Below are 25,146 nucleotides of genomic sequence, written 5' to 3'. Positions count from 1 at the left end.
TAAAGGGCAGTTTTTGTATTTATTTCAATCAGAATGATGAGAAAAATGCAGATTTTGTAAAAATGATAGCGCTACCAATTTTTATTTTTCAATAAGCAAAGCTCTGCTCTACGCCTTAAGGAGAAAGAAGCCAGAGCGAATCCACTCTGGCCTCAGTCTTTATTTTTTCTGTAAAAAGGCTTTATCTAATGCGAGGAACACAACAGGAGTCGTCAATAGAGTTAACACCTGACTAAAAGCAAGCCCGCCAACCACGGCCACACCTAAAGGCACCCGCAGCTCCGCACCAGTACCAAACCCCATCATGAGAGGCACAGCGCCTAAAATAGCAGCCAAGGTCGTCATCATAATAGGGCGGAACCGAACCAGACAGGCCTGATGTATCGCATCTTTGGCGGACATACCTTGTTCACGCTGGGCTTGGAGGGCAAAGTCGACCATCAGAATACCGTTTTTCTTCACTATACCTATCAGCAAAATAATGCCTATCAGCGCCATGATGGAAAAGTCCAGTTGCCAGGCCCAAAGTAATAAAATGGCGCCTATAGCAGCTGAAGGTAAGGTAGATAAAATAGTCAGAGGATGAACAAAACTCTCGTATAACACGCCCAAAATGATGTAAACCGCCAACAAGGCAGTGAAGATCAGCAGAGGTTGAGTAGCCAAAGAATCCTGAAAAGCCTGCGCAGCGCCCTGGAAAGAACCTGACACTGAAGCTGGCATTTGTAACTCTCCACGTGCCTGATCCAGAGCTTTTACCGCATCCCCCAAAGCCACGCCGGCCGCTAGGTTAAAGGACAAATTCGCTGCGGGTTGCATACCATTGTGCGCAATCACCACAGGGCCGTTGGTCGCAGGTAACACTTTGGCAAAAGCCAGTAAAGGCACCATCTCCCCTGTTGTAGGTGAACGTAAATGGAAGTAGTTTAAGCTTTCCGCTGTGCCACGCTGTTCAGGGTCCAATTCCAGTATCACATTGTATTGGTTAGTTTCGGTCTGATATTCGTTGATTTGACGTTGACCAAACGCATCGTACAAGGCCTGATCCAAATCAGCAGCAGCAAAACCTAAACGAGCCGCTTCCTGCCGATCCAGCTCCAGCTTGATAATATTAGCGTCCCACTGCAAGTCGTTGGATAAGTCGGTAAACATAGGATTTTGTCTAAGCTTAGCCGTTAGAGCCTGAGTCCAGGTCGCCAACTCGTCACTGCTTAAGGCTTTGAGCACATAACTGTATTGAGCACGGCCAGGACCAGCCCCCAGGTTAATATCCTGAGCGGCCCGTAAAAACACCTGCAGACCCGGAATTTGCGCAAACTGCGGTCTTAATCTGTCGATAATTTCACTGGCACTGGCGTCCCTGTCATCAGGGTCGCTTAACACCACCCAAACCCGACCTGAGCCAGTGGAGTTATTGCCACCCACCGCATGGTTGAAACCTGTGATATCCGGATCATTTTTTAAGATCTGCTCCAGTTGCTTGTGTTTGGCAATCATATCTTCATACGGAATATCAGACGCAGCTTGCGTGATCCCTATGACAAAACCTGTGTCCTGCAATGGAAAAAATCCTTTAGGGATCGCCATAAAACTGGCAACACTGCCAGCTACCGTCAGAAAAAACACCCCAAGCATAATGCGCTGATGCTCCAGAGCCCAAGTCAGTACTTTGTCGTAACGTTTGACTAAACGGTCAAAAAAGCCCGGCTTATTTGGGTCATGAGCAGGCGCTTTATCCATAAAAAGTGAGGCTAAAGTCGGTGCCAGGGTTAAACACACCACCACAGAAATTAAAATCGCAGCTGTAGCCGTTAAAGAAAACTCTAAAAATAGCTTACCAATAATACCGCCCATAAACAGCAGCGGAATAAAGGCCGCCACTAAAGACACACTGATGGAAATAACAGTAAAACCTATTTCCTCCGCACCTTTCAGTGCTGCCACTCGTTTACTCTCGCCCGCCTCTAAATGCCGGTGAATATTTTCAATCACGACAATGGCGTCGTCGACAATAAAACCTACAGCGATCACAATAGCCACCAGGGTGAGGTTATTCAGACTAAAACCAGCCAGATACATAAAGGCACAGGTACCGACCAGTGATACCCCCAGCACCGCTGAGACGATTAAAGTGGCAGACCACTGACGTAAAAACGCCGCCATTACAGCAATAACCAGCACTACAGCTATAGCCAAAGTCAGTTCCACTTCAGCTAAGGATGAGCGGATAGTCCGGGTTCTGTCGTTAAAGACTTCAACTTTGACATCAGCAGGTAAAGCAGCAGTCAGGTGAGGTAAAGCGGCTCTGATGCGATCCGCTGTGGCTACTATGTTGGCACCAGGCTGACGGCGGATAATTAAGGCGACACCAGATTCACCATTCGGCCAAATTTGCACAAAATCGTTTTCTGCCCCCAGTTTCACACTAGCGACGTCACGCAGATACACAGGAGCGCCGTCGTTATAACTAACAATCAAGTTGGCATATTCATCGGCAGAAAAAATCTGATCATTGACCGCTAAAGTGGATACTCTGTTATCACCAAACAAAGCACCTTTAGGCAAGTTGACGCTGGCGCGTTGCACTGCAGCACGAATATCTGCCAGAGTTAAACCTGCGGCAGCTAAAACTTCAGGTTTGGCCTGGATCCGAATGGCAGGTTTTTGCTGACCACCAATAAAAACTTCACCGACTCCATTTATTTGGGTCATCTGACGTGCCAGCACTGTCTCAGCTAAATCGCTAATTTCAGTGCGGGATAAAGTTTCGGAGGTCACACCAATAATTAAAATTGGACTATCGGCCGGATTGACCTTACGCCAGGTTGGCAAGTTGGGCATATCGGGTAAACGACCTGCCGCCTGATTCAGCGCCGCCTGAACTTCCTGTGCAGCACTGTCGATATCCTTTTCCAGCACGAATTGCAGAGTAATTTCAACAGAACCCAAAGCACTGCTTGAGGTCATTTCGGTAATACCGGGCACTGAGCTTAATGCCACTTCCAAAGGAGTCGCGACGGCGGACGCCATAGTTTCAGCACTGGCACCAGGTAAACGGGCATTGACCTGAATGGTCGGAAAGTCAGCTTCAGGTAAAGGCGCCACGGATAAACGCGGAAACGCCAGCATACCTAACACTACCAAAGCAAAGGTCAATAATACTGTGCCTATAGGATGGTCCATACACCAGGCAAATACGCTGCGGCTTTTCATGCTTATTGCTCCGCAGCTGCAGTTTGGGGCGTGTCAGTCAAAATTTTCAGCTCAGCACCTTTACGTAAACGACTCTGACCATCCACTATCACCTGTTGACCAGCGCTAACCCCTGTCACCACCACCTGATTTCTATCCTGCAATACCACATCTACAGCGGCTGTGGCGGCTTTACCTTGTTGCTCCAGCCAGACAAACGCTCCCTCAGGCCCCTGCTGCAAGGCCTTTGCCGGAATAGTGAAGGCCTGTTCCAACACTTTACTCTGCAAAGCTATAACCACGGACTGACTGGGCCATAAGGCTGCGTCCGGATTGGCAAAATCTGCTTTCACCCTGATAGTACCTGTCGCAGCTGCCACTCTATTATCTACGACTGTAAGCTGACCTTGTGCCAGAGGATCGGCACCTTCTTTTGCATAAGCCAACACCGGCACTGTTTGTTTTTGGCGGATTTGCTGTGTCAACAGCTGTAACTCTGGTAAACGTGACTGCGGCAAGGCAATTTCAATACTGATAGGGTCTAGTTGCACTACCGAAAACAAACTATTGGTATCGCTGGTTCTGACATAATTGCCTGCATCGACATTGCGTATGCCGACCTGACCTGAAATAGGTGACAGAATTTGGGTATAAGACAACTCCACCTGCTGCGCATTGATAGTGGCCTGTACGCTACGTAGTTGTGCTTCCAGTTGCTGTACTGTGGCCTGTTGCTGGTCGGCCATTTGTGCCGATACCGCCTGATCTTTACGTAAGTTCTGATAACGTTTTAAGTCTAATCGCGCTACATCGAGCTGAGCTTGCACGACCGCCAGCTGAGCTTTGGCTTGCTCGTACGCCGCTCTGATACTGCGATCATCAATCACTGCCAACAAGTCGCCTGCTTTCACCAGTTGGCCTTCTTCCACCAAAATGCGCTGTAGTATGCCATCCACCTGAGGGCGAATTTCAACACTTTGCTGAGCTTTCACTTGCCCTATACCCCGGATCCAGACGGGCACATCCTGCTGTTGCACTAAAGTCGTTTTCACCGGCACAGCCGGGCCCTGTTGCGCCATCACAGCACAGCTCAGCCAAAGGCTGGATGTCATCACTAGCTTTGCCAGTTTCATACAAAAACTCCGTTGTATTTTTAAGTAAAAACAGCCTGTTTGGGCCACTTAGCATAACGAATAGCAGCTAAAGTGACAGCACTGCTTCTGGTGTTAATTCACGATTTTGTCGAGTTATGCTCAACTAAACGGTTTGGATTTTACCAAGGATCAGTCAATGCGTTCAGGCGCAAAAAAAAACAGACCAGCAGAAAATAGTTATACAGCGGCCTTGTCTGCGCTGTAAAAAGAAAAAGATCCGCTATAGTTATTTAACCATTTATTAACAGGCGGAGTTCGGGATGAAACCGCTTTTCACTATTTTGCTCTGTTATAGTTTTTCTATACTGGCACAACAGCAATGGTCAGTTACAGAGTGCGATAAAACCGCAAAAAAACTGCAACAACTGGAACAAAAAATTAGCTCAGGTTATAGCGTAAAAGAAGCAAAACCACTGAGCCAAGAGCAACGTCTGCTGGAAAAACAGCTGGACCAGTTTTGCCAGCAACCTGTCTTAGCCTCAGCTCAAAAAAAGCCAAAGGTGAAAAAGACGGCCACATTGAACACGACTAAAGATCCATTGGCTGCTATCGCCAAAGGCCCAGAGCTTTATGTCAGCTCGGTTTCAGTGAAAGCTCCTTATCAGGGTAAAAAACTACAAGCCTGGCTGGAGTATTACTCCGAACCTAAACGATGTTTTGGTGTAAGAGACAGCAGACAAATGGTCTGGTGCGTGGAACAGCGCCAACAAGCGAAAGCTAATTTTGAGCGACAATGGCAGCAAAAACTCGCACTATCGCAACCAGAATGATAAGCTCCGACCAGTTGAATTCTGGAGCCTCTATTTATGAACGCCTTAACTAAAGCCAACTTACAACTCTGGTGGTTTGGATTCCGTTATATTCCGCTGATAGGTTTTTGCAAACCAAAAATTCTGGAATTAACAGACGAGCGCACTGTGATCCGGATGCCACACCATCGTCATACTAAAAACCATTTAGGCAGTATTTATTTTGGTGCTCTGGCTATAGGTGCCGATTTAGCCGGTGCTTTTTTAGTCTTTTACAAAGCGCGACAGAAGAAACTGAATATTCATTTTGCTTTTAAAGACGTACAGGGTGAGTTTTTAAAACGACCTGAGGCCGCTGTGCATTTCACCAGTAACGACGGTGCTCTGATCGATCAAATGATTCAGCAATCTTTGGATACAGGTGAGCGGATTAACCAGGCCGTTACTATTGACGTGACCTGCCCCTCCTTGCATGGTGATGAATTAATGGCCAAATTCACCTTAACTTTGTCAGTCAAAGCGAAAAAGAAATCTTAACTCTGCTTAGCCTTGTTTGCAGCCAGAGGCTGACAAGGCTAAAATCGCCTTTTGATTGTGAAGGTGAGCGGCATGCAGGACTTATTAGGTAACTTATTTATTATTTCAGCACCCAGCGGAGCGGGAAAATCCACGCTGATTAATGCGCTTTTAAAGCAAGATGCCGATATGCAATTGAGTGTCTCCCACACGACCCGCTCACCGCGTCCGGGCGAGACTGACGGTGTGCAGTATCATTTCACCGACGTATCCAGCTTTAAACAATTGATTGCGCAGGATCAGTTTATTGAGTGGGCTGAAGTCTTTGGCAATTACTACGGTACATCCAAAGCAGCCTTAGCTGATAAGCTGGCGCAAGGTATAGATGTATTTCTGGATATCGACTGGCAGGGTGCCCGCCAAATCAAACAACAACTACCTTTTGTCACCAGCATTTTTATTCTGCCACCCAGTGTCGAGGCGTTAGAACAACGCTTGAATCAGCGCGGGCAAGACAGTGCAGAAGTGATAGCGGGTCGTATGGCCAAAGCCCGCGACGAAATCAGCCATGCCAATGAATATGACTATTGGGTGGTGAATGATGATTTGGAAACGGCGGTACAGCAATTTTCCGGCATTATCCAGAGCCAACGCTTAAAACAACAGAAACAAGCGATACGGCAACACAAGTTACTTTCTGGCCTGTTGGCGAACGAAACGAAATAGAGTAGACTATGCGGTCTTTATTCAGACCCAGATTAACCGGAGTGGCAGATGGCTCGCGTAACAGTTGAAGATGCAGTAAATAAAATTGGTAACCGCTTTGATTTAATTCTGGTGGCCTCACGTCGTGCCCGTCAACTGGCTGTTGAAGGCAAAGAGCCAATGGTTGACCCGGAAAACGATAAGTCTACTGTGGTTGCTTTACGTGAAATCGAAAAAGGTTTTATCACTAACAGTATTCTGGACCAGCAGGAACGTCGTGAACAGTTACAGCAAGAAGCCTCAGAAATGGCTGCTGTTGCTGCAATTATTGGTTCTGACGAATAATCTGAGTTCCTTCCTGTGCCAACGGTATCCGGCCGTTGGCAATAGCTCGAAATCCACGTATATTCAAAGGAACACGCCAAAGCGTTGTGCGTATTGGGGAGTTTCGGATGTATTTGTTTGAAGGCCTGAAAAATCAAATCAGCGCTTACCTGCCTCCTGAGCAGGTTGCTCTGGTACAACAGGCTTATATTGTAGCCCGCGACGCGCACGCGCCACAAATTCGCTCCAGTGGCGAACCTTATATTACTCATCCTGTAGCAGTCACCAGTATCCTCGCCGAAATGCGGATGGATTACGAAACTTTAATGGCTGCTTTACTGCATGATGTGATTGAAGATACTCCTGTCAGCAAAGACGATTTAAGTCGGATGTTTGGCGAAACTGTGGCCGAACTGGTGCAGGGTGTCAGTAAACTCGACAAAGTAAAATTTAAAGATATCAAAGAGTTCGAAGTTACCAACCTGCAAAAAATGTTTATGGCGATGACGCAGGATATCCGCGTTATTTTAATTAAACTGGCCGACCGCACTCACAATATGCGCACCATAGGTGCACTCAAACCAGAAAAACGCCGTCGTATTGCCCGTGAAACTTTAGAGCTGTACGCTCCTATCGCCAACAGGTTAGGTATTCACAATATTAAAAACGAGTTGGAAAACTGGGGTTTCCGCGCTTTGTACCCAATGCGGTATCGCGCTTTAGAAACTGCAGTGAAACAGGCGCGTGGCAACCGTAAAGAAATTATTGAAAAAATTCAGACGGAAATAGAACAGCGTATTAAAGCCGCTGGTATAGAAGCCGAAGTCGCTGGTCGGGAAAAACATCTGTATAGCATCTATCGTAAAATGAAAAGCAAAGAGCTGATGTTTAACGATGTGATGGATATTTACGGCTTCAGAGTCATTATCAATAGCATAGACAACTGTTATCGCGTTCTTGGCGTGGTCCATAACTTGTTTAAGCCAATAGAAAGCCGTTTTAAAGACTATATCGCCATTCCCAAACAGAACGGGTATCAGTCCTTACATACCTCTTTGATTGGTCCACACGGTATTCCGGTGGAAATTCAGATGCGCACCCGTGAAATGGATGAAATGGCTGACAAAGGGATAGCAGCGCACTGGTCGTACAAAAGTGCTGGCGAAAATAAAAATACCACAGCGCAAATCCGTGCTCAGCGTTGGATGCAAAGTTTACTTGAGCTGCAACAAAGCTCAGGGAACACTTACGAATTTGTTGAAAATGTGAAATCTGAGCTCTATCCGGACGAGCTTTATGTCTTTAGCCCTAAAGGCAAGATTGTGGAGTTACCTATTGGTGCCAATGCGGTGGATTTTGCCTATACGGTGCATACTGATATAGGTAATACCTGTGTCGGCGCACGAGTCGATCGCAAACCTTATCCGCTGAATAAACCACTGGAAACTGGCCAGACGGTGGAAATTATTACCAGCTCAGGTGGTAAACCTAATGCCAACTGGCTGAACCATGTAGTCACCAGCCGCGCTATTTTGGGTATTCGTAACTATCTGAAAAAGCAGCAACTCAGCGAAGCTGTAGGTTTAGGTCGACGTTTACTGACCTCAGCTTTGGGTGATGTCAAACTCGAAGCTATTCCATCTGAACGTATTGAGCAGGTTTTGCAAAGCACCACTCAGAAATCGCTGGACGAGTTGTTGGTAGAAATTGGTCTGGGTAACCAGTTACCTATTGCCGTAGCACGCCGTCTGTTGGGTGGTTTTGAATCCGGTGAAGAAGCTTTGCCAGCGGAAAATCCAGCCAATCAAAAGACCAAAGCTTTTATTATTGGCTCTGAGGGTATGTTACTCACCTTCGCCAAGTGTTGCCGCCCTATTCCGGGTGACGAAATTGCCGCTAACGCCACGCCAGGTAAAGGCTTAAACGTGCATCGTGTTGAATGCCGCAATATTCGAGGCTGGGAAAAAGAGCCGGGGAAATACTTCCCGGTGAAATGGGATAAAACCGGCGATAAACAGTTTTTATGTGATATCCGGGTCTTTATTGTCAACCAACCCGGTGTACTGGCTAAACTGACGACAGTGATAGCCTCACAGGATTCCAATATTCAGGACCTGTCGACGGACGACAGAGACACAGGCGAATACGTGATTAAAATCACCTTGTCTGTGCGTGACCGTATTAATTTAGCCAACGTCATGCGCAAAATCCGCGTATTGCCTGAAGTGCTCAAAGTTTACAGAAGGAAATAAGTATTATGTCAAAAGTGATCATCAGTACAGATAAAGCTCCTGCGGCAATTGGTACTTATAGCCAAGCCGTGAAAATTGGCACTACAGTGTATTTATCTGGTCAGATCCCTTTAGTACCTGCCACCATGCAAATGGTGTCTGAAAACTTCGCCGAACAAACGCAGCAGGTATTTGAAAACCTGACCGCTGTTTGTCAGGCCGCTGGCGGCAGTTTAAATGATATGGTGAAGGTGAATATTTTCCTGACTGATCTGTCTAACTTCGCTACTGTAAATGAGATTATGAGCAAGCATTTTAGCGCACCTTACCCAGCCCGTGCGGCAGTGCAAGTCAGCGCTTTACCTCGTGGCGCTCAAATAGAAATTGATGGTGTGATGGAAGTGCCATCGACCAACTAACAGGGAAAATGGCCGCTTCTGTCCTATAAGGCGAACTGAGTGACAAAGATCCTGTGTTGTATTTTGTTGTTGGTTTTACCTAGACTGGCAACCGCTGCACAAACACCAGTTTTAACCTGGTGTCTGGATCATTTCTCACGTTTTCATGCCTATGAAACTGGCAAGGCTCCTTACGGCCCCTCCGTCGATTTAATGCAGGAACTGGCCAGGCGTGCCGGGTTCCAGCTCAAATTCAGTCCAAAAACCCCTTCGGCCCGCTGCTTCCGCCAAATGCAGACGGGTGAAGCGGATTTAATGAGTAACCTGAACTTTACCGAAGAACGGGCAGAGTATATGCACCTTCTGCCGTACAACGAACGTATTCCAGAGTCTCTGTACCTGAAAAGTAGCGACAGAAGGCTTATTCTCAGTTTTGGTCAGCTGGAATCACTCAGTTTGGCGACTGTACGCAATTACGCTTATCACCCTGGTCTGATGCTGGTACTTAAAACCTCGAAACGCCATGTGGAGATTGATAGCATAGAGACTGGTTTTGAAATGCTGCAACGTGGCCGGGTCGACGCCTTGGTGGTGCCCACTCAAAGCTCTTTGGATGTAATAGCAGACCACAAAGAGATGCATTTTCAGTTCAAACGCGCCCCTATTGATTTTTCAGTGGTAGAAAAACGTTTTATCAATATTGGCTTATCGAAAAAAAGTCCACATCTGGCATTAAAAGACCGTATCGAACAAGCTCTTGAGTCCATGGTGCAGGATGGTACAGTGAAAAAACTCTATGCCTTCGATCCTCTCAAACATGGTCCTACCTATCTGGCGGATGATGAGTCTGGACCTAAAAAGCAGCCTTAAATGCAGTTGATGTTCAACTCTGGCTATGCCCTGTGACGATCACAGGTTAAACTGTCTGCTATCAGTCACTTAGTTTGGTCTTTCTCTTGACAGTAACAGCACTGGATAGTCTATCCGTCAGCCAACTGAAAGGTGTTGGCGCCAAAGTCAGTGAACTGCTGCACAAGCTGGGTATTCAGAGTGTGCAGGATTTATTGTTTCACTTGCCTTTGCGTTACGAAGACCGCACCCGTCTCTATCCTATAGCCGACTTATGGCCACAACAAACAGCCACAGTGCAGGGTGAAGTGATCAGCAGTGAAATTACCTTTGGTAAAAGACGTAGCTGGCTGGTGTCTATTCGGGATGGCTCAGGTTACCTAACCTTACGTTTCTTCCATTTTAATGCTGCACAGAAAAATGCCGTTACACCAGGTGTCACCTTGCGAGTTTTTGGTGAAGCCAAACGTGGCATGCGTGGTTTTGAGATGATGCATCCTGAATACAAAGTAGTAAAAGATGGTTTGGATCAGGATGTAGCCGAAACTCTGACGCCGGTTTATCCCAGCACTGAAGGACTAAAACAAAATAGCTGGCGCAATTTAACTGACGCGGCTTTACAGGTATTACAGCGCAGCAGTCCCACCGAATATTTAGCACCAGTGCTGGGTCAGAACAGCTGGTCTTTATCTGATGCACTATTTTATCTGCACAGACCTCCTCCGGATGCCTCTTTACAGCTGCTGGAGCAAGGCCAACATCCAGCACAGCAACGGCTGATTTTTGAAGAATTGGTAGCGCAGCAGTTGTCGATGCTGCAATTACGCCAGCAATGCCGGGTACAACAAGGTCGCAGTTTTGTGGTAGATGAAACCCAGAATCAAAAGTTTTTAGCGGCTTTGCCTTTTGCGCCAACAGGTGCCCAGCAGCGGGTCATTAACGAAATCCGCCACGATTTAAGCCAAACCGAACCCATGTTACGTTTGGTCCAGGGGGATGTAGGCTCTGGTAAAACGCTGGTGGCAGCTCTATCGGCTTTGACTGTATTGAGCCGTGGCGCTCAAGTCGCCTTAATGGCCCCGACAGAGCTGCTGGCAGAACAGCATGCCAACACTTTCAAAGCCTGGCTGGAGCCTCTGGGTTATCAGATTGCCTGGCTGGCGGGTAAAGCTTCTGCCAAACAAAAACAGCTTCAGCTCTCTGTCATTCAGAGCGGCGAAGCGCAAATGGTAATTGGCACTCATGCCTTGTTTCAGCAGCACGTGCAATTTCAGCAACTGGCTTTAGTCATCATCGATGAGCAACACAGATTTGGTGTACATCAGCGGCTGGAGCTAAGGGAAAAAGGCGCAGATACCGGCTTTTATCCACACCAGTTGGTGATGACCGCCACTCCTATCCCCCGCACTTTAGCCATGACAGCTTACGCCGACTTAGATACCTCTGTGATTGATGAACTGCCGCCAGGTCGTACTCCGGTGACTACAGTAGTCTTGCCCGATAGTCGTCGCGCCGAGGTGACAGAACGGGTGCGTCAGGCTGTACAGAATGAGGGGCGTCAGGCCTATTGGGTTTGTACTTTGATTGAAGAGTCGGAACAACTGCAATGCCAGGCAGCGGAAATGACAGCTGTGGAACTAACCGCCGCCTTGCCTGACTTACGTATTGGCTTAGTACATGGCCGGCTAAAAGCCGCTGAAAAGCAGCAAGTGATGGCCGATTTTAAAGCGGGTGAGCTGGATTTACTGGTAGCGACCACTGTGATTGAAGTTGGTGTCGACGTGCCCAATGCCAGTTTAATGATCATTGAAAACCCCGAGCGTTTAGGTTTAGCTCAGTTGCACCAGCTACGAGGCCGGGTTGGCCGTGGTAGCGCGGTCTCCCATTGTGTTTTACTGTATCACGCGCCTTTATCTGCCACAGCTCAAGCCCGCTTGTCTGTGCTTAGGGAAAGCAATGATGGTTTTGTGATAGCACAACGTGATTTAGAAATCCGTGGTCCGGGTGAACTACTCGGCACCAAACAAACAGGACAAGTCAGCTACCGTATAGCCGATTTAAGCCGGGATGCTCATTTAATCCCTGCGGCCCAACAAGCAGCCGCCCTATTATGGCAGCAGCATCAGCCGAATTGTGCTGCTCTTATACGTCGTTGGTTAGGTTTTAAAGAGATCTATGCTCAAGCCTGAGCCTGTTTATACTGACCGGGCCAATTAAGGAGCGGCTTATGTTTCGTATTGTGCAGATAGACCATGTGGTGCTCAGGGTGAAAAACCTGCAGTTGATGCTGGATTTTTATCAGCAGGTAGTGGGCTGCACTCTGGAGCGGCAGGAAACCGACTTAGGTTTATATCAATTAAGAGCAGGTCTAAGTCTGATTGACTTAGTACCAGTCAACCAGCCTCTGGGCCAACAAGGTGGTGAAGCGCCAGGCATAGAGGGTCACAATATGGACCATTTGTGTTTACGTATTGAGCCTTTTGACCCACAAGCGTTGCAGTTGTATTTTCAGCATCAAGGCGTAACGGCGGGGCCTGTCGAATCTCGTTATGGTGCAGAAGGTCAGGGGCCTTCGATCTATATTCAGGACCCTGAAGGCAATACTATCGAAATAAAAGGTCCGCCTTATTCAATCACTTGAACTACAGGTCTTTTCCGTAACGCCAGATAAGCGTCTACCGAATACACTATCAGCGCCAGCCATATAAAACCAAAAGTCACCAGCTTAGCCGTGGTTAAAGCTTCGTTGTAGAGCCAAACGCCAAACACAAACATAAAACTTGGGCCTATGTACTGGAAAAAGCCCATAGTCGACAGTTGTAACCGCTTAGCTGCAGCGATAAACAGTAACAAAGGCACAGTAGTAACAAAACCTGCCGCCATCAGCCATAAGTTTAAACTCCAGCTATTTTGGCTAAAATCAGCCGCACTGCTGTCGGCAAACTGCCACCAGTAGTACAAAGCCAAAGGCAATAACAATAAAGATTCAATAAAAAGTCCGGTAATGGCATCTATCGCCAGCTTTTTACGAAATAAGCCGTACAATGCAAAAGTACTGGCTAAGGTTAAAGCTATCCAGGGCACAGAGCCAAAAGTCACCAGTTGGATCACCACTCCCGTCACCGCCAGTGATAACGCAATCCACTGAAACTTACGCAAACGCTCACCGAGGAAGAACATGCCCAGCAGCACGTTGAGCAAAGGGTTGATGTAGTAACCTAAACTGGCATCGAGCATATGATGGTTATTCACAGCCCAGATAAACAAACCCCAGTTCCCTCCTAAAATCAGCGAGGTGCCCAAAAGCGCCAAAACTAATTTAGGCTGAACTAGAATCTGCTGTACTTTGCGCCATTGCTGCATGGCAAACACAATCAGCACCAACAATACAAAAGACCAGACCACACGATGGATCAGGATCTCCTGCGCCGGCACAAAATCGATTTGTTTAAAATAAAGCGGCGCTATACCCCATAAGGTATAAGCACCAGCGGCAAAAGCACCACCTAGTTTTTGTGCTGGACTTAATGTCATGGGTATCACCTTGATCAGCAGGGATCCTTGCGGTATGAGGCGCGCATTGTACTGGATGAAGACTGATTAAGTAATGACATCTGACGCAGGAATAAAAAACTTGGCCTTATCTCAAAACAAATTGGCCGAAATCAGAGCAAGCTGCCCTATCCTCACGGCAGCGCTTGGTTGGTTTAGCGTACCAAAGTTAAAGTTCGGCCATTTAACTGCTGCAATGGTCTGGCATTTTTCCCCATCAACTGGCTTAGCTGTTTTAACTGTTCTGCCGAGGCGTCGATAGGATTAGTTAACACCAGCCAGTACACTCCCTCACTGCAAGGCGGCGTGGTTAACGACCCCATATAGTGGTAAAAGTGTTTGGTTTTTGGCAGGAGGGCGTTCAGATCCAAAGCTGCTTTTTGATCTGTGACTGTCTCGCCTTTAAGCAAAGGGACTTTTTGCAACAACTGCTGCAACGTAGCGTTCGTTTGTCCCTGCTGCACAAACACCCCTACGATAGCCAACTGACCATCCGCATCGCTGTGGACAAAATGCACTTCCATCGGGAAGCTTTTGCCATTCAGTTGATGCTCGCTTGGTGTGTGAAAATGCAATTGCTTTAAGTTGTAGTCCTGCCCGCCAAAACTAAGGTGAAGTGGCGCAGCACTGACTTCTTCAACTAAGGTATGACCCATATGGGTCAATTGTAATGGCTGAGCTGCGTAACGTAGCTGGGGTGCCGAAAATTTAGCTTCCTCTGCCACAGTCAAATCAATAGGTGATTGTTCTTTGCCGTTTTTACAGCTTGCAAAATCCATGGTCAGATTGCCCCAATGTTCTGGCCCGGCATATCCTTCATAGCCCCAGTCGGGATAGAGATCCTCAGCCAAAGCAGGAAGCAAACACCCCAGAGCTAGCAATAAAAGAATTTTTTTCATAGCACCACACCTGTTTAACAGCTTTGACTGGCAGAGTTCTTTATTGCTGAGACACGAGTTCTTCATGCCACTTCTGGCAGTTGAAACCTTTTTACTGCACCTTCCAAAGTGCCAGCCATAGCTGTCAATTGCTGGCTGGCGGTGGCGACCTGGGTTACCAGTTCAGCGTTCTGTTCAGCAGCCTGATGTACCACACTGACGCTGACATTAATTTCTTCAATAGCACTGCTTTGCTGTTCAGCAGCACTGGCAATTTGCATGCTCATACCACGGACTTTATCTATAGAGCCGTTCACTTTTTGCATCAAGTCACTGGACTGACCGGCAAAATCAATAGCCTGACCACCCAGCACGCTGCTTTGTCGCATTTTTAATACCGCCTGATGCGCGCTCTGGCGGAACGTGCTGATCATAGTTTCTATTTCGGTGGTTGAAGTTTGCGTGCGCTGCGCCAGATGCCGGACTTCATCTGCCACTACGGAGAACCCCCGACCTTGCTCCCCAGCTCGTGCCGCTTCAATAGCCGCATTTAATGCTAATAAATTGGTTTGATCCGCTATGGCTTTAATCACCACCAACACTGCACCTATATTTTCACTGTTTTTCTCAAGCTCAGATAATGAGGCTGCACTTTCTGTTAGACTTTTCACCAGAGATTCAGTGCTCTGCACCGCTTGAGTGTTGATCGTTTGACTGGAGGTAGAGTTCTGCGCAGCCTCTTCGCTAGCCGTGTGCGTAGTAGCCACACTCTGTGCGACCTCATGAGCAGTCGCTGACATTTCGTGCATAGCTGCGGCAATTTGTTCCATTTGCAGACTTTGCTGCTGCACATTGCCCTGCACACCATGACTACTATCTGCCAATACAGTGGCAGCACCAGAAACCTCCATTGTCGAGCGCTGAACCAGCACTAACAACTGAGCCAGATCCTGCCTGGTCTGCTCCATCAAGGTCAGCATTTCACCTATCTCTGCTGGCTCATCCGCCAGCACTACGGACTTGAGGTTACCGCGCTGTAATTCTCTGAGCGCCGCCATAGCTTTGTACAAACCTCTCTGGATGGCCTTGCGGGTGGAGCGGCTGACCAGCACAGACAACAGCAACACTAAGACTGCAGCTACGACTACCTGTAGTTCTAAAGAGCGGGTTTGCTGGTCAATACTTTGGATCTCAGCTGAAGTAAAATTTTCGACATTTTGCAACAGCGTTTTTACGTCTTGCATCAACTGTTGATCAACAGCAGCCAGCTTGTTTTCCAGCTCAACAGCTTGCTGCCCTGATCCGGCTTTTTGGATTAGCTGCTCTGCAATCGAAGTCCACTGCAAGGACAGTGTTTCAATCCCCTGCAGTAGCTGCATATTTTCCCGGACTTTGCTCAGTTGCAACTCTGTCATAGCAGTTGAAGGTTGTAAAAAGGGCTCTGCGGCCTGAAGTGCAGCTTGGAGTTGCTGTTGATGCTGTATAAACTCTACTTTTGTGCGCTGAAATTCATCCACAGACTGCTGATGCTGTTTTGGTACATAACGTAACTCTTTATGCAACAGCAGCTCCTGCTCGTACTGCTGTTCAAGTACTTGGGTCAACTGCTCAATAGCAGGGTTGTCTCTATTGACCACTTCACTTAAGTGCGTCTCTATCTTGGCCAGTTGTATAAATACAAAAGCGGTCATGGCCGTCAGACCTAGACAGATCACACTGACAGACAACATAAGCCTTTGTCTAATCGACAGTTGCATAGTGCTCCCCTTCCTCTTTCGAAGTCTTATCAGTTAAAACTGGGTGCTTTAACAACGAGCCTAGATTCAATAATGGTGGCTACATTGTTTTTTGTAGCAGACTGAGAGTCTGCTGAAACTAGAGCTTCAGCATCAAACATGGTTTCATTATTATCAATTAAGCCTTCTTGTCAATAAATCAAAGTCAAAATATGATAAAAATAAAACCTTTATTTAAAAAACAAATAAAGCTACTGATCAGGTATAGCTGAAAGAGAAACAACTGAAAGGAAATAATTGAATCATGCTTGTATGGGCGCGAAATAAACTTTAGCCCACCAGATAAGTACCGGTACCTAACGCAATATGAGTGCCCTGCTCATTGTGTAGCTCCATCCGGCAGACACAAACTTTATTGCCTGTGCGGATCACTTGAGCTGTGGCAATGAACTGTTGGCCACGGCCAGGCCTTAAGTAATCGGTACGAATATCTATAGTACTCATTTTGCCCAGTTTTTCGGCCAGTTCAGCATCTGCAATATCGCCCAATCGGGTTAAGGCACTGGACACTGCCATTAATCCACCCACCACATCCAGCACTGAAGCTATGACGCCACCATGTAAAATCTGCTGTACCGGGTTTCCTACCAGCTGCCCGGCCCAGTCGAAACGAACTTCAGCTTGCTGTTCATCAAAACGGGTGACTTTTAAGCCTAACAAACGATTAAAAGGCATTTGGTCAAAAGTATTGGCGATAAAAGGTAATAACTGATCGGCGTACATAAGGTTCTCAACTTTACTGGTAGGAGCAGTACGCAATCTACTCCAGCAAAGCCAATGACACAATGCCCAAGACAGCATCTGTAGTTTTGATTACAATGCGCCAGATTTTTCATAATGCAGCCTTGTCCTTTGCCACAATTATTGTTCGACACCTTAAAACAAGCTTTTGGTTACAGCCAGTTCCGTCACGGACAACTGGAGGTGATCCAGGCTTGCCTGAGCGGTCAGGACACTTTTGTGCTGATGCCTACAGGTGGCGGCAAATCGCTGTGTTATCAGTTACCTGCTTTGTTATTGCCTTATGTCACTGTGGTCGTTTCGCCTTTAATGTCGCTGATGAAAGATCAGGTCGATGCGTTACAGGCCAATGGTATAGCGGCAGAATTTATTAACAGCAGCCAAAGCAGAGAAGAAATTCAGGATGTGATCCGGCGTTTACGCAATCAACAGCTCAAACTGTTGTATCTGGCGCCTGAGCGTTTATTACAACCGGACTTTATGTCACGCCTGGCAGAAGTTGGTGTCAGTTTATTTGCCATAGACGAAGCGCACTGTATTTCACAGTGGGGCCATGACTTCAGACCCCATTACACTGAACTGGCGCAGTTAAAACACTACTTCCCGCATGTGCCCATGATGGCACTCACGGCCACAGCAGACCCTGCTACGCAAAAGGACATTAGCCGCCAGCTGAATTTGCAGCAGCCTTATATCTCAGTGGGCAGTTTTGACCGGCCTAACATCCGTTACACAGTACAAGAGAAATTCCGTCCGCTGGAGCAAGTGGTCAATTACCTGAAACAGCAGGAGCAGCAAAGTGGCATTATTTATTGTGCTTCACGCCGTAAAGTAGATGAGCTGACCGAACAGCTGGCTGGCAAAGGTTTTCAGGTAGCGGCTTATCATGCAGGCTTGACCAACGAGCAGCGCAATGCGGTACAGGAAGCCTTTAAAAAAGACCAAATTCAGCTGATTATCGCCACAGTGGCTTTCGGCATGGGCGTGAATAAATCCAATATACGCTTTGTCATTCACTTTGAACTGCCGCGCACTATTGAAGCTTATTATCAGGAAACAGGCCGGGCTGGCCGTGACGGTGTGTCCGCTGAAGCCTTGATGCTGGTGGACCCTGCCGATATAGCACGGATGCGTAGCTGGATAGAAAAAGACGAAAACAACAGCAGAACCGAAGTAGCCTTGCAGCGTTTTAACCAGATGGCGGCTTTTGCTCAGGCACAAACCTGCAGGCGTTTAGTGCTGCTGAACTACTTTGGTGAATCCAGCCAGAAACCTTGTGGCAACTGCGATATTTGCATAGACCCGCCGAAGCAATTTGATGGCACTGAACTGGCCAGAAAAGCGCTGTCTTGCGTGTACAGAGTGAATCAAAGTTTTGGCATGACCCATGTCATTGATGTACTGCGGGGTAGCCAGACCAGCCGCATTCAGGAGTTGGGGCATGACAAGTTGTCTACTTATGGCATAGGAAAAGAGCAATCACACGATTATTGGCTCAGTATTCTGCGCCAGTTAGTGCATTGTGGTTTATTGCAACAAGACATCAGTCAGCATTCAGTGCTGAAGTTGCAAGAAGCAGCACGAGCCGTACTTCGTGCTGAGCAAACTTTGCAACTGGCCGTGCCGCGCTTAGTACAAAACAAAACCAGCAGCAGTAAAACTACAGCTCCACAAAACTATGACCGCAAGCTGTTCGCCCGTTTAAAAGTGCTGCGCAAAGCCATAGCTGAACGCGACGACGTGCCGCCTTTTGTGGTGTTTTCAGACGCTACTCTGATAGAAATGGCACAAGCCTGTCCCACCAATAGCCTGGAGTTTTTGGCTATCAGTGGAGTAGGCCAAACTAAACTAGGACGTTATGGCGCTGATTTCCTCGATTTAATCAGTGACTATTTAGCAGGCGACTGAGCTGGCAAAGCAGAAAAATACGCGGCTAAATCCAGAATATCCGCATCAGACAAACCTGCAGCCATAGGCGACATCACCGCATGTTTACGGTGACCATCACGATAGGCTTTGATGGATGTTTCCAGATACTTCTGTTTTTGCCCTGCAAGGTTCGGATAATCCGGTAATACCGAAATGCCTTCAGCGCCATGACAAGCCGAACAGACAGCAGCTTTAGTTTTTCCGGCAGCCGCATCCTGCGCCAGAACTGGTGCAGATAACCCGACTAAAACTAACATTATAAAAAATCTGGATCGCATTATTGTTATTCTCCCTGACGCTGGACCTGAGTTTTATTTTTTATGTTTTCTCCATTAAAGACCTAAGTACTTGTTTATACAAGTCAGAGGCTGAAATTCAGGCAAATCACTGCTCCAGAAAGCGCTTGAGCTAACTGAACACAGCGACGACAATGGACCATTGCAGTTTTGGGGGTGTTATGTCACTTTTTTTAAGTTCCACTTATGCGTCGGGTTTACCTGACTTAGTTAGCCTTGTCGCCGTGACTCCTTTTGCAGAGCCTAAACTTTTAGCCTACAGCGCTGCGACTGCCGCGCTATTACAAATCCCCGCTGAATTCTTTCAACAAGTTGACGCAGCCGACTACCTTAGTGGTAAAAAGCTGTTTGAGGGCAGCAAGCCGATAGCGCAAAAATATGCTGGCCATCAATTTGGTCAATACAATCCTGAGTTGGGTGATGGCCGGGGTTTGCTATTAGGAGATGTAAAAGGCGCAGATGGCAAAAACTACGATCTGCATTTAAAAGGCGCTGGTCGCACACCTTATTCCCGTTTTGGTGATGGTCGGGCTGTATTACGATCCAGTATCCGCGAATTTTTAGCCTCTGAAGCTATGTATCATTTAGGCATTCCCAGCAGCAGAGCTTTAAGTCTGGTAGGCAGCACCGAACCAGTGCAACGTGAAACCATGGAGCAAGGCGCTATGGTGATCAGGGTTTGTCCCAGCCATATCCGCTTTGGTCATTTTGAGCACTGTTTTTACACAGGCGATAAAAACCAATTACAACGGCTGGTCGATTTTACGCTGCAGCAGCATTTCCCCGAATGTCTGAACGCAGATAACCCGACGCTGGCTATGCTGCAACAGGTTGTCATCAGTACCGCAGAACTGATCAGCCAGTGGCAGGCGGTAGGTTTTAATCATGGCGTCATGAACACCGACAATATGTCAATTTTAGGCCTGAGTTTTGACTATGGTCCTTATGCCTTTTTAGATGACTATCAGCCGGGTTACATCTGCAATCACTCAGATCATAGCGGCAGGTATGCCTTTGACGAACAGCCTGGTATAGGTTTGTGGAACCTCAATGCGCTGGCTCATGCTTTATCGCCTTTGATTGAGGTCGAGGACTTACGTGCAGCGCTTGGTTTGTATGAACCCACCTTAGTCAGTCATTACATGGCTTTAATGGGGAAAAAACTAGGGCTTACCACTCAGCAGCCCACAGACCGGGCCCTGATAGGCCAATGGCTGGCCTTGTTGCAGCAACAGAAGCAGGATTACACCTTAAGTTTCCGCCGTCTGGCTGATTTTTCGGATGACGCTCAGGGGTCATCTATCCGTGATCATATGTTGGATATCGCTGCTTTTGATCAGTGGGCAAGCCTGTACCGTGCTCGTCTGGCGCAGGAAAATACCAGCGCCGCTGAACGCAAAACTCAGATGAACGGCGTCAATCCTTTATATATTTTACGTAATTACCTGGCTCAGCAGGCTATTGCAGCAGCTGAACAAGGGGATACAGCCCCTTTACATGAACTGATGCAGGTCCTGCAGCACCCTTATCAGTATCAGCCAGGTAAAGAAGCCTTTGCTACACCACCACCAGACTGGGGCAAGGCTATGACTATATCCTGCAGCAGTTAACGGACACCAGATGAACACCGAAGCAACCAATGGCTTGATAGTACAAATTGAACAGAAACAGCTACTACTGACACCTCTATGGCCCATTCGCTTTGAACAGGTATTGAATTGTAAGCAGTGGTTTACCCCAAGCACTATTACAACAGGTACTTTGGCTTACGGCGCAGACCGGGTGGAGCTGGGGTTAAGCTATGCCAACGAATCATTTACTTTTTGTTACGAAGACTACAGCGAAAGTTTTTGGGTCACAGCTGACAGTGTGAGCGCTGCTATGCTACTGTCAGATTTAGCAAAAGAATTCAGTAGCTTGGAGATTAGATGACAGTAAAACTGCAGCATGGAATAAAGCTATGGTGGTTTCTGCTGCTGATCTGTTGTCATAGTGCCTTTGCTTTTCATGCCCAGATTAATAGTTTTGACAAACAACTCTCCCGGCTGGAACTGGGGCAGAATTTATATTTTCAGCAGACTCACAAAGCCCTGCCGCTGGAGGAACTGATTTTTGATCCAGAACGGCATCATGCATTCCGGCTGGTCAGCGAATACAAAAAGTCTCTGCAAAATACCGAGCAGTCACTTTGGTTATTTACCCGTTTGTATTACACAGGCCAGACCCCCATTCAAACCATAGTGCAGTACGATTTCCCGCTGGCTGACGTCGTGCAGGTGTATAGCTACAACAGATCAAAAAACGATCTGCAGCTATTAAGCAGCACTGGCGCTTCAGTGCCTTTCGACCAGCGTGCCCTGGCCTACCGCAGCTTCGCCTTTCCACTCAATTTTGAACCTGATCAGGAACTGGATCTGTTTATCAAAGTGCAGGATGCCGCTATAGCCCCGGTAGAGTTGACGTTATGGCAGCACAATAACTTTGTGTTGGACCAGCTGTATAAAAACATTCTGGATGGTCTGTTGTGTGGTGTGTTGTTGCTGATGGCGATCTACAACCTGTTTTTGTATTTTTCACTGCAACAACGACTGTATGTGTTTTATTCAGGCTTTTTTATTAGCTGCGCTTTAGTACTGGCCATACTAAACGGCTTGGCGTTTGCGATGCTTTGGCCTGATTACCCTGAAATCAATCAGGCTATTTTGTATGTCGCAGCTGGTGCTACTTTTGCCTGCCTGACCCTATTTAACTGGCATGTCCGCAGACAAAAAGGTGGCATTTTGGGGCGTTTTGGTTTTTACCTGTGCCTGGTCAGTGCTTTGTTATTATTGTTCAGCCCACTTTATGCCAATAACCAATTGCGGTTTTGGGGTTTGTTAGTTATCACCGCTTTATGTTTAGGTATCAACACTCTGTTCGCGTTGATGCATGCCATCAAAGGCGACCGGGCAGCCAAAACCTTTGCGCTAGGCTGGGCCTTTTTCTTTGGCTGTATTGTGATATTAGCCCTGTCGCAAATAGGTTATTTACCTGCAGCACAGGCCTGGCAATATCTGTTACTGATGGCCGTGATGGGTAGCATGGCGCTGATGAGTTTTAGCCTGTTACAAAACATCAGAGGTGCAGTGCAACAAAATATTGACCATCAGCGCCAGGCCAATGCGCACTTACAGCAGTACTACGACATTTATCACAATGCAGTGGAAGGTATGTTTACCAGTACCTTACAGGGTCAGTTGATCACAGCCAACCAAGCGTTGCTGACCATGTTGGGTTATCAAAACCTACAGCAAATGCAACAAGATGTAGCGAAGACCGGCATGGTACGTTATTACGCCAACCCTGAAGACAGAGTTCAGATGTTAAAACAGCTGCAGCTGGGTGATAACAAGAATTTTGAAATCAGAGGCTTACGTGCCGACGGCTCAGCCTTTTGGGCTCTGATGTCCGCCCGGCTGGCAGAAGGTGAAGGTGCAGCAGGTGCTTATGTGCATGGTTCTATAGTGGATATCACAGCGCATAAACAAAATACCGAACAGCTGGCTTACTTAGCGACCCACGACACGCTTACCTCTTTATACAATCGGCATTATTTTATTGAACAACTGGAACAGACGCTGCGGTTTGGACATCAGGCGACCTTGCTTTATCTGGATATAGACCAGTTTAAACTGATCAACACCACCTGCGATCACAGAGCAGGAGATGCTTTGTTGTGTCAAATCAGTAATCAGATGCAGCGGGTTTTGAATAACAGAGGAACTTTAGCCCGACTGGAGAGCGATGAATTTGTGGTGCTGTTACCGCATTTAAGCAGCAACGAAGCTTTTGCTATTGCCCATCAACTGCTGGATACAGTCAAAGAATTCCGTTTTATCTGGCAGGACAGCGTATTTAGTATCAGTGTCAGCATAGGTCTGGCTGAAAACACGGACGACAATCAAAGCACCGAACATTGGCTGAAACAAGCAGACTCTGCCTGCTTTGTCGCCAAAGAAAAGGGCCGTAACCGCATTCATATGTTTAATGCCGACGATGAAGAATTGCAGCGTCATCAGTCAGAAATTCAGTGGTTAAAAACCTTAAGACAGGCGCTGGAACAAGATAACTTTGTGCTGTTTATGCAGCCTATCAGCGCTATCCAAAAAGAGCTGCCAGGCTTGCATTATGAATTGCTGCTGCGGTTATCTTTGCCAGAACAAGGTTTGGTAGCGCCGGGCAATTTTTTAAGCTCAGCCGAACGTTATGGCCTGATGCCACAAATAGACCGCTGGGTGATCCGCAACTACTTCCGCTGGTTGGCACAACAGCCTGCGCATCTGGCGGAGCTGAGTTTAGCCAATATCAATTTATCCGGCGCTTCGTTAACAGACCCGCTGTTTAAAGCTTATGTCAGTTCGTTATTCCGGGAGTATCGAATTCCTTTTGCTAAAGTGTGTTTTGAAATCACCGAAAGTATGGCGATTTTAAATGTGCACCAGACGCTGGATTTTATTTCTCACTTCAGACAACTGGGCTGTAAGTTTGCCTTGGATGACTTCGGCAGTGGTTTTTCTTCTTATGGCTACCTGAAAAATTTTCCGGTCGACTTTGTCAAAATTGATGGCAGCTTTGTGCGTGACTTGCTGATCGATCCTTTTGACTGCGCCATAGTGCAGTCTATTCACGATATTGCCCGCGCTATGAAAATTCAAACCGTAGCCGAATATGTTGAAAACATGGAGATTTGTCACAAGCTGACCGAAATGGGCATCGACTTCGCTCAAGGTTACGGCATCGCCAAACCCCGCCCTTTATATCAACAGGAATAGCAGCTTATTCGCTGTTGTTTTTACCACAAAAACTATATTTGTTTGCCCCTATTGCTGAGTCTTAATAGCTGTCATTACAATAGCGCCCCGCCCCATTGGGGTAATGCTGTTTGTTCGGAGAACCTATGCAGCAGCTGCGCGACACCGCATCTCAGTTAATGATCCTCAACGACGAAATTGCCCAGACTTATAGTCGTTACCAAAACGATCGTCAGTTGTTTTGCCGCAGTGGTTGTGGCCAATGTTGCCTGCATCCGGGCATTGAAGCTTCAGTGCTGGAAATGCTGCCTTTAGCTTTGCATTTGTATGATACTGGCCTTGCAGAAAGCACATTGGACGCCTTGCAACAGCACGATCATGACCAGGCAGGTTGCTTTTTTTATCAGGCGACATCAGAGGATCGTAAAAGTGGCCAATGTGGTGTTTACCCCTACCGCCCTGCCGTTTGCCGTATGTTTGGTGCAGCCGGGTATCGTGGCCGCGAAGGCGAAGTCTTACTGTCCGTCTGCAAAGTGATACGAGCCGATGCACCAGAAGCCGTCATAGCAACAGAGCAAAGTCTGAGCAGTGAAACTCCACCTATGATGCGTAACCACAAAGCCCAAATCGCCCAGCTTGATTACGAGCTCAGCAAAGAAAATATGCCGATTAAACAAGCCACAGCAGCTGCTTTAGAAAAAGTGCTGACCAAGGCTTATTACGCCGGTTTGGTTTAAATTGTCGCGCACCATGTTGTAAAAGCAATCAGGTTAGAGCTGTATTTATTTGAAGACTCTGTTGCTGATAGCAACTCCTGCTCTCCCTTCAACTCGTCAATGTTTAACCTGATTCAGACCTGATGCTCCCATTAAGCAAGACTTCCAGAATCGATCAGATTAGGGGTTTAAACTGCTACAAAGCCCACTTTTAAACTTTTAATTTACAAAAAAGGCAATTAAAGGTACGTTATTAGGTGAGCCACCTAAATCAGCTGACGGATCCCCACAAACCCTATAATCATATCAATAACTTACAGATTTAATACT

21 protein-coding genes are annotated in these 25,146 nt (G+C 47.1%); 14 read left to right on the top strand and 7 right to left on the bottom strand.

Going from position 1 to position 25,146, the window contains the following annotated elements:
• Nucleotides 1–159: 159 nt before the first annotated feature.
• Both WH43_RS17015 and WH43_RS17010 read right to left on the bottom strand, forming a co-directional pair.
• On the bottom strand, nt 160–3,213 hold the full coding sequence (locus WH43_RS17015) for a multidrug efflux RND transporter permease subunit (protein ID WP_053425777.1): 3,054 nt from the start codon (nt 3,211–3,213) through the stop codon (nt 160–162).
• A gap of 2 nt (nt 3,214–3,215) precedes the next feature.
• Entirely contained in the window at nt 3,216–4,325 is a 1,110-nt protein-coding gene (locus WH43_RS17010) for an efflux RND transporter periplasmic adaptor subunit (protein WP_053425776.1), read from the bottom strand.
• Between the two features lie 281 nt (nt 4,326–4,606).
• Here WH43_RS17010 and WH43_RS17005 point away from each other — a divergent pair, with 281 nt between their 5' ends.
• From WH43_RS17005 to WH43_RS16965, 9 genes are all read left to right on the top strand, one after another.
• Nucleotides 4,607–5,116 carry a hypothetical protein gene (locus WH43_RS17005; RefSeq protein ID WP_053425775.1) on the top strand — a complete coding sequence of 170 codons (510 nt, stop codon included), beginning with the start codon at nt 4,607–4,609 and terminating at the stop codon, nt 5,114–5,116.
• Nucleotides 5,117–5,152: 36 nt separating this feature from the next.
• Nucleotides 5,153–5,632, top strand: a complete 480-nt coding sequence (locus WH43_RS17000) for a PaaI family thioesterase (protein ID WP_053425774.1) — start codon at nt 5,153–5,155, stop codon at nt 5,630–5,632.
• A 72-nt stretch (nt 5,633–5,704) separates the two neighbouring features.
• Nucleotides 5,705–6,337, top strand: coding sequence for a guanylate kinase (gene gmk / locus WH43_RS16995; RefSeq protein WP_053425773.1), 633 nt, complete (start codon nt 5,705–5,707; stop codon nt 6,335–6,337).
• A gap of 48 nt (nt 6,338–6,385) precedes the next feature.
• Entirely contained in the window at nt 6,386–6,661 is a 276-nt protein-coding gene (gene rpoZ, locus WH43_RS16990; RefSeq protein ID WP_053425772.1) for a DNA-directed RNA polymerase subunit omega, read from the top strand.
• Between the two features lie 107 nt (nt 6,662–6,768).
• Nucleotides 6,769–8,892: a bifunctional GTP diphosphokinase/guanosine-3',5'-bis pyrophosphate 3'-pyrophosphohydrolase gene (spoT, locus tag WH43_RS16985; protein WP_053425771.1), complete on the top strand. Its 2,124-nt coding sequence runs from the start codon at nt 6,769–6,771 to the stop codon at nt 8,890–8,892.
• A 5-nt stretch (nt 8,893–8,897) separates the two neighbouring features.
• Nucleotides 8,898–9,290 (top strand): deaminase RidA, encoded by a 393-nt coding sequence (gene ridA / locus WH43_RS16980; protein WP_053425770.1) that lies wholly within the window; start codon nt 8,898–8,900, stop codon nt 9,288–9,290.
• Between the two features lie 39 nt (nt 9,291–9,329).
• Complete coding sequence (locus WH43_RS16975; protein ID WP_082335843.1) at nt 9,330–10,139, top strand: substrate-binding periplasmic protein; 810 nt, start codon at nt 9,330–9,332, stop codon at nt 10,137–10,139.
• Nucleotides 10,140–10,225: 86 nt separating this feature from the next.
• The gene (gene recG / locus WH43_RS16970; protein WP_053425768.1) at nt 10,226–12,307 is read left to right on the top strand and encodes an ATP-dependent DNA helicase RecG; all 2,082 of its coding nucleotides are present in this window, start codon (nt 10,226–10,228) and stop codon (nt 12,305–12,307) included.
• 38 nt (nt 12,308–12,345) lie between these two features.
• Entirely contained in the window at nt 12,346–12,759 is a 414-nt protein-coding gene (locus WH43_RS16965; protein WP_053425767.1) for a VOC family protein, read from the top strand.
• Here WH43_RS16965 and rarD read toward each other — a convergent pair.
• The 4 genes from rarD to WH43_RS16945 form a co-directional block, all read right to left on the bottom strand.
• Complete coding sequence (rarD, locus tag WH43_RS16960) at nt 12,744–13,652, bottom strand: EamA family transporter RarD (protein WP_053425766.1); 909 nt, start codon at nt 13,650–13,652, stop codon at nt 12,744–12,746. The two genes, WH43_RS16965 and rarD, sit on opposite strands and share 16 nt — an antisense overlap.
• A 173-nt stretch (nt 13,653–13,825) precedes the next feature.
• Nucleotides 13,826–14,569: a carbonic anhydrase gene (locus WH43_RS16955; protein ID WP_053425765.1), complete on the bottom strand. Its 744-nt coding sequence runs from the start codon at nt 14,567–14,569 to the stop codon at nt 13,826–13,828.
• Between the two features lie 62 nt (nt 14,570–14,631).
• Nucleotides 14,632–16,305, bottom strand: coding sequence for a methyl-accepting chemotaxis protein (locus WH43_RS16950; protein ID WP_082335841.1), 1,674 nt, complete (start codon nt 16,303–16,305; stop codon nt 14,632–14,634).
• 309 nt (nt 16,306–16,614) lie between these two features.
• Nucleotides 16,615–17,103 (bottom strand): thioesterase family protein, encoded by a 489-nt coding sequence (locus tag WH43_RS16945; RefSeq protein WP_353504807.1) that lies wholly within the window; start codon nt 17,101–17,103, stop codon nt 16,615–16,617.
• A gap of 78 nt (nt 17,104–17,181) precedes the next feature.
• On the opposite strand from WH43_RS16945, the gene recQ reads away from it, so the two are divergent.
• Nucleotides 17,182–18,993, top strand: a complete 1,812-nt coding sequence (gene recQ / locus WH43_RS16940; RefSeq protein WP_053425763.1) for a DNA helicase RecQ — start codon at nt 17,182–17,184, stop codon at nt 18,991–18,993.
• On the opposite strand, the gene WH43_RS16935 is transcribed toward recQ, so the two are convergent.
• Entirely contained in the window at nt 18,975–19,271 is a 297-nt protein-coding gene (locus WH43_RS16935) for a c-type cytochrome (RefSeq protein ID WP_286049916.1), read from the bottom strand. The genes recQ and WH43_RS16935 overlap by 19 nt on opposite strands.
• Before the next feature lie 200 nt (nt 19,272–19,471).
• Between WH43_RS16935 and WH43_RS16930 the strand changes: the two genes are divergently transcribed.
• From WH43_RS16930 to WH43_RS16915, 4 genes are all read left to right on the top strand, one after another.
• On the top strand, nt 19,472–20,920 hold the full coding sequence (locus tag WH43_RS16930; RefSeq protein WP_053425848.1) for a protein adenylyltransferase SelO: 1,449 nt from the start codon (nt 19,472–19,474) through the stop codon (nt 20,918–20,920).
• Between the two features lie 10 nt (nt 20,921–20,930).
• Nucleotides 20,931–21,242, top strand: a complete 312-nt coding sequence (locus WH43_RS16925) for a hypothetical protein (protein ID WP_053425761.1) — start codon at nt 20,931–20,933, stop codon at nt 21,240–21,242.
• Nucleotides 21,239–24,121, top strand: coding sequence for an EAL domain-containing protein (locus WH43_RS16920; RefSeq protein ID WP_053425760.1), 2,883 nt, complete (start codon nt 21,239–21,241; stop codon nt 24,119–24,121). Before WH43_RS16925 ends, WH43_RS16920 begins: the two co-directional genes overlap by 4 nt.
• A gap of 125 nt (nt 24,122–24,246) precedes the next feature.
• On the top strand, nt 24,247–24,837 hold the full coding sequence (locus WH43_RS16915; RefSeq protein ID WP_053425759.1) for a YkgJ family cysteine cluster protein: 591 nt from the start codon (nt 24,247–24,249) through the stop codon (nt 24,835–24,837).
• Nucleotides 24,838–25,146 lie beyond the last annotated feature (309 nt).

Source organism: Rheinheimera sp. KL1, assembly GCF_001275035.1.
Taxonomy (GTDB): Bacteria; Pseudomonadota; Gammaproteobacteria; order Enterobacterales; family Alteromonadaceae; genus Pararheinheimera; species Pararheinheimera tangshanensis.
Note: the sequence above shows the minus strand (reverse complement) of the source record. Positions and strands in the feature narration are given on the sequence as shown.

Coding starts and splice junctions, on each gene's coding strand:
- WH43_RS17015 (WP_053425777.1), bottom strand. CDS start 3,213: ATGAAAAGCCGCAGCGTATTTGCCTGGTGTATGGACCATCCTATAGGC.
- WH43_RS17010 (WP_053425776.1), bottom strand. CDS start 4,325: ATGAAACTGGCAAAGCTAGTGATGACATCCAGCCTTTGGCTGAGCTGT.
- WH43_RS17005 (WP_053425775.1), top strand. CDS start 4,607: ATGAAACCGCTTTTCACTATTTTGCTCTGTTATAGTTTTTCTATACTG.
- WH43_RS17000 (WP_053425774.1), top strand. CDS start 5,153: ATGAACGCCTTAACTAAAGCCAACTTACAACTCTGGTGGTTTGGATTC.
- gmk (WP_053425773.1), top strand. CDS start 5,705: ATGCAGGACTTATTAGGTAACTTATTTATTATTTCAGCACCCAGCGGA.
- rpoZ (WP_053425772.1), top strand. CDS start 6,386: ATGGCTCGCGTAACAGTTGAAGATGCAGTAAATAAAATTGGTAACCGC.
- spoT (WP_053425771.1), top strand. CDS start 6,769: ATGTATTTGTTTGAAGGCCTGAAAAATCAAATCAGCGCTTACCTGCCT.
- ridA (WP_053425770.1), top strand. CDS start 8,898: ATGTCAAAAGTGATCATCAGTACAGATAAAGCTCCTGCGGCAATTGGT.
- WH43_RS16965 (WP_053425767.1), top strand. CDS start 12,346: ATGTTTCGTATTGTGCAGATAGACCATGTGGTGCTCAGGGTGAAAAAC.
- rarD (WP_053425766.1), bottom strand. CDS start 13,652: ATGACATTAAGTCCAGCACAAAAACTAGGTGGTGCTTTTGCCGCTGGT.
- WH43_RS16955 (WP_053425765.1), bottom strand. CDS start 14,569: ATGAAAAAAATTCTTTTATTGCTAGCTCTGGGGTGTTTGCTTCCTGCT.
- WH43_RS16950 (WP_082335841.1), bottom strand. CDS start 16,305: ATGCAACTGTCGATTAGACAAAGGCTTATGTTGTCTGTCAGTGTGATC.
- recQ (WP_053425763.1), top strand. CDS start 17,182: ATGCAGCCTTGTCCTTTGCCACAATTATTGTTCGACACCTTAAAACAA.
- WH43_RS16935 (WP_286049916.1), bottom strand. CDS start 19,271: ATGTTAGTTTTAGTCGGGTTATCTGCACCAGTTCTGGCGCAGGATGCG.
- WH43_RS16930 (WP_053425848.1), top strand. CDS start 19,472: ATGTCACTTTTTTTAAGTTCCACTTATGCGTCGGGTTTACCTGACTTA.
- WH43_RS16925 (WP_053425761.1), top strand. CDS start 20,931: ATGAACACCGAAGCAACCAATGGCTTGATAGTACAAATTGAACAGAAA.
- WH43_RS16920 (WP_053425760.1), top strand. CDS start 21,239: ATGACAGTAAAACTGCAGCATGGAATAAAGCTATGGTGGTTTCTGCTG.
- WH43_RS16915 (WP_053425759.1), top strand. CDS start 24,247: ATGCAGCAGCTGCGCGACACCGCATCTCAGTTAATGATCCTCAACGAC.